General features: G+C 35.5%; 6 protein-coding genes. All 6 read left to right on the top strand.

Annotated elements, in window-relative coordinates:
* Positions 1-838, top strand: an 838-nt coding sequence (locus HMPREF9333_RS10570; protein ID WP_169311770.1) for an IS3 family transposase, incomplete at its 5' end; no start/stop codon positions are given.
* Between the two features lie 356 nt (positions 839-1,194).
* Positions 1,195-2,058: a hypothetical protein gene (locus HMPREF9333_RS12360; RefSeq protein ID WP_005541940.1), complete on the top strand. Its 864-nt coding sequence runs from the start codon at positions 1,195-1,197 to the stop codon at positions 2,056-2,058.
* Between the two features lie 363 nt (positions 2,059-2,421).
* Positions 2,422-2,856: an RNA polymerase sigma factor gene (locus tag HMPREF9333_RS10560; protein WP_040882971.1), complete on the top strand. Its 435-nt coding sequence runs from the start codon at positions 2,422-2,424 to the stop codon at positions 2,854-2,856.
* A complete protein-coding gene (locus tag HMPREF9333_RS10555) occupies positions 2,846-3,076 on the top strand; it encodes a helix-turn-helix domain-containing protein (protein ID WP_005541938.1) in 231 nt (76 codons plus the stop codon). The genes HMPREF9333_RS10560 and HMPREF9333_RS10555 overlap by 11 nt, the downstream gene beginning before the upstream one ends.
* Positions 3,077-3,488: 412 nt before the next feature.
* Complete coding sequence (locus tag HMPREF9333_RS10550) at positions 3,489-3,692, top strand: excisionase (RefSeq protein ID WP_005541937.1); 204 nt, start codon at positions 3,489-3,491, stop codon at positions 3,690-3,692.
* A gap of 83 nt (positions 3,693-3,775) precedes the next feature.
* The gene (locus tag HMPREF9333_RS10545) at positions 3,776-4,963 is read left to right on the top strand and encodes a tyrosine-type recombinase/integrase (RefSeq protein ID WP_005541936.1); all 1,188 of its coding nucleotides are present in this window, start codon (positions 3,776-3,778) and stop codon (positions 4,961-4,963) included.
* The last annotated feature ends 104 nt before the right edge of the window (positions 4,964-5,067 follow it).

The raw sequence follows: 5,067 nt of genomic DNA, 5'->3' as shown, positions 1-5,067 counted from the left end.
GCTTGACCACTACACACAACGCCGTCTGCTTGTTGACATGAATGGCTCAACCCTTCCTATTTCTACACAAGTTCGCCTTTTAGAGCTTAACAGAAGCGGTCTTTATTATCAGCCGATTCCGCATTCCACGGAAGATTTACATATAAAGCAGATGATTGATAAAATCTATACCAGATATCCAATGTATGGATACCGTCGCATTTGCTGGTATATGAATGAAATAGAGCATTATGTGATTAATCATAAAGCAGTCCTTCGCCATATGAAGGAAATGGGTATACAGGCAATATATCCAAGGCAAAATACAAGCAGACCTGAGCCGGCTAATAAAATATATCCATACTTGCTAAAAGGGCTTAAAATCGACCATCCGGATCAAGTCCGGTCGATTGATATCACCTATATTCCTGTAAAAACAAACCGGCTATACTTGGTAGCAATTATTGATTGGTATTCAAGGTTCGTGCTACACTGGCAATTGAGTGATACTATGGAAATAGATTTTGTTCTTGATACCAGCCGTAAGGCATTAAATGTATCCGGTCCTGAAATCATGAATTCAGACCAAGGAAGTCATTTTACAAGCCCAAAATTCACACAGATTTTTCTGGATGCAGGTTCCAAAATCAGTATGGATCACCGTGGGCGTGCCTATGATAATATATTCATAGAAAGGCTCTGGCGAACCATAAAATATGAGGATATATATCCTAAGGCTTACGAGACACCAAAAGAAGCACGTATCGGAATTCATAACTATATAAAATTTTATAATCACGAGCGTCCACACTCACGCTTAAAATACCGCACACCGGAAGAAATATACCGAGATAGGTAATTATCCTGTTTCTCCCTCTTGTGTAGTATAAGTGCAGATATATGAGCTGTAAAGGGTTCCTTCGGAAGCTGCTTTGCAGCACACCCTTGACAGTTCATATATCCACACTTGGTGGGTAACTAAGGGATAAAGGGATGGAATAATCTCTTCCGAAATCCAACTTAAATTTTTAAAAAAATTGTCTTGACAAATGGGTTCACTTTAGGGTATTTTGGTTTAAAGATCCTGGAGTGGGTGTAACACCATTCTATAAAGTGAGTTCTCAGGCAATAGATTCTAATACATATTTTTAATATGGTCGTTCAGGATTTGGAAAATATAACAGTACAAACTATTATTACAGATAGGAGGATACCATGAAAAGGATAAAATCAACTATAGTATTTGTATTTATATTAGCTATTATACTATCTTCAAATAGAGAGGTGTATGCTATGACACCACCAAGTAGTGATGAGTTAAGAGAGGCATATAGATATAGTGTGGAACGTTCACGTGAAATTATGCAGGAGCCAATGGAAAATGAAGTATTGGCAGAAATAGTACCGATTTTAGATAATACAGACGCATATTTTGTGTTCCAAGCAATGAATATAAGCGAAATTGAAAGTGAAGATCAACTAAGTAAACTTATAGATGAAGCAAATAGTGATACTATAGACCAAACTAATGCAATTTGGGTTGCTACGCAATGGAATGCTGATGATACATATGAAGAATTGTATTTTATGAAAAATGAAAATGGTGTTTTAGAGCATCCTGCGTCAGGGGTTACATATGATAAAAATGACTTAATTACAATAAAGATTTCAAATTTACTTGGAGAACAGTACAATTCGAGTATGAAAGATTTGCTAGTTTTCGGTATGGATAGGACCACCCCGTTTGGCAGCAATGTATTGGTGAAAAGATTTGAAGATGGAAGCATAAGGATTGGCATTTTATGGGATATGGATTATTACGGTTTTCCTGTCAAGTCAGGATTTTATACTCTTGAAGAAATAAAGGGGATTATATCAGATTATCAAAAAAAATATCCAGAGATGCGTTATTCTACCCCTAGTAATGCAGAAAATACAGCTCCTGAAGATGTAGTATATAGTGGAACTTCATCAACAAGTAAACCTACTAAATATTATGTACCAATAGCTTTAATTATATTTGTTGCATTAATCGTGGGGTGGATTATTATATACAGAAAAAGAAGTTTAAAGTATTAACTATATAAGTCAGTATATTAAGTGGTACAACTATTTTACTTATGCGATGTGGAGGAAAAAATTAGTATGCCATTATTTAGCGTTATTTTAGATGGTGCCTTATAAATTTCACTTAGGTATTTATTTTATATTGAATGCTCGTTATTTGGAAACAGGGTAATTTTCTACCCTGTTTCTTGTTTTCAAGGGCATAGTAAAAATATATAATACAAATGCCTTTCCTAAAAGTTCTACTATGCAAAATGTAGAACTTTTTTTATTTCTTAAATTTCTCTAAAAAACTTTGGCATTTTTGAAATTTCGTTGTTGTAGGTAGTGAAAGGGGAAACAGGAAATATTCATAGTAAGAAAGGAGATAATGCTATGGATAGACAAACACGCAACGAATTTGAGATACGCTGTGCCTTTAACGGATATTGTAAGCAGGTCATTAAAAATGAAGCTGCTAATGCACATAAAGAATTAAACAGGCTTAGTCAAAAAGAAGTCTTATTTTCCGATATGTCAAGTGCTGATGAAAAGTCCCTGTGTACCTTAGATGAGTATTTTAAGGACTTAAACAATGAAATCAGCATAGGAAAAGTAAGCATAAGTGAAAAACTGTTATCCGAAGCACTTCTAAGTCTTCCAGAAGACAAGAGAGAAATCATATTTATGTATTATTTTTCTGAATTAAAGGACATAGATATAGCAGGTCTTCTTAATTTTTCAAGAAGTGCGATACAGTATAAAAGAACTAAGGGCTTGCAGCTGCTGAAAAAATATATTGAAGAGAGATTAAACGGCTATGGAGAATAGAGAAAAAGGATTGCTTCCTTATCCTATTATCCTATCTGCAACTAAGGGAGAACCGGAAGCGATGAATATAGTTATATGTCATTATGACAGTCAGATAAGCTATTTATCCCTTAGAAAAGCTTACGATAAAACAGGAAATACTTATTATGGAGTAAATACCGATATAAGAGACCACCTGCGTTCAAAGATTATGCGAGCAATACTGGTATTTGAAATCTAAATATTCATATTATAAGTCCCCTTTCGTAATCTGAATATTTCTTTTGGGAATGAACCTTGACAAAGAAAGCACACAAGATAACGGCGTTGCAGCATAAAAAGTAAAGCGGATACCTTATATCTGTAAAGAGCCGGGCTAAAGGTACGCCATAATCCTTTATAAAAATGATGTATAAGTTTATAAAGGCGAGCGATAAACACCATTTTAGAAAATACAGGATTGGCACCCTGTAAGGCGACGACTTGCAGATACTATAATGATACTCCCCTATAGCCACAGTCAGGGCTTAACGGCTCGTAAAGGCAATGGGTAGGGCTGGACTGTAAGTGCAGGGGTGGAATTCCCGTGAGGTCTTGCTAAGACCGTCAGCTTTACTTAGAAAAAATATATCTGATGAAAGGAACCTTGATGTATGGGTAAAGAAGTTATGCCTATATGGGAGAAATATACGCTTACCGTTGAAGAAGCTTCTTTATATTTTAGAGTAGGTGAAAATAAACTGAGAAAACTTGCGGAGGAAAATCCCAATGCCAACTGGCTCATTATGAACGGTAACCGCATACAGATTAAACGTAAGCAGTTTGAAAAAGTGATTGACACGATAAATGCTATATAAAAACAGGCTGAAACTTATTATCTTCCGTGTTATAATAACCTTAAGTATATCAAGGCTCTTTCCGAAAAGAAAGGAGCAAAAAGATGTCTGAAAAAAGAAGAGACAATAAAAATCGCGTATTACGCACGGGAGAGAGTCAAAGAAAAGACGGAAGATATGCTTATAAATATACTAATAACCTAGGAAAAATACAGTTTGTTTATGCTTGGAAGCTTGTACCGACGGACAGGACGCCTAACGGTAAAAAAGATGACATATCACTTAGGGAAAAAATCACACAGATAGAAAAAGACCTAAGAGATAACATTAATCCCATAGGCGGGCAGATGACCGTAAAGGAGCTTTATGAAAAGCATATAAAATACAAGTCAAATGTGCGTTTAGGCACTAATACAGTTCGACAACATCTTATGAAAATACTGGAACAGGATAAGCTGGGTGGATTAAGCATTGATAAAGTTAAAGTATCAGACGCTAAGGACTGGGTGCTTCGTATGAAAGAAAAGGGATATGCTTATAATACAATAAAAAATTACAGACGCTCTTTGCTTGCCTGCTTTTATACCGCTGTCAGAGAGGACTACGTAAGAAAGAACCCTTTCAGCTTTGATTTTGGCACGGTTATAGAAGATACCACTATTAAAAAACAGGCATTAACAAAAGAACAGGAAGAAAGTCTGCTTTCATTTATCAGAGAGGATACTGTATATAAAAAATACTATGATGATATTGTGGTACTTCTCGGTACGGGGCTTAGAATATCCGAACTGTGCGGATTAACCTTAAATGATGTTGATTTTGAAAACAGGCTTATAAACGTAGACCATCAGTTATTATCTTGTGGTAAAAAATATATCGCTCCGCCAAAGACAAAAAACGGTATCAGGCAGATACCCATGAGTGTGGAAGTGTATAAAGCTATGCTTAGGGTAAAAAGCTTTAGGAAATGTAGCAGTGAAGTTGTCATCGACGGATATACAGACTTTATGTTTGTCTCAAGAACAGGGCATCCACGAACTCAACAAGAGTATTGTTCTATGTTTTCAAGGCTTATTGGAAGATATAATATGACTAATATTATTCCCTTACCTAAGATAATGACACTTCATACCTTAAGGCACACATTCTGCACTAAGTTAGCGGGTGCCGAGCTTAATCCCAAATCTTTACAGTATCTTATGGGACACGCAAGTATAGCAATGACACTTGATTACTATACCCACGCCAACATACAGACTGTAAAAGAGGAATTTAATAAGCTGGCTATGTGATATAAGTATTAGGATTACTACTATTTTACTACTTTTGAATAGCAAAATAAGTGAAGTTTTAAGAATTTATATCATATCTTCCATAAAAGAAAATACCGATAAAG

The sequence above is a fragment of the Johnsonella ignava ATCC 51276 genome, from assembly GCF_000235445.1.
GTDB classification, from domain to species: Bacteria; Bacillota; Clostridia; order Lachnospirales; family Lachnospiraceae; genus Johnsonella; species Johnsonella ignava.
This window is presented reverse-complemented; position numbering and strand designations above follow the sequence as displayed.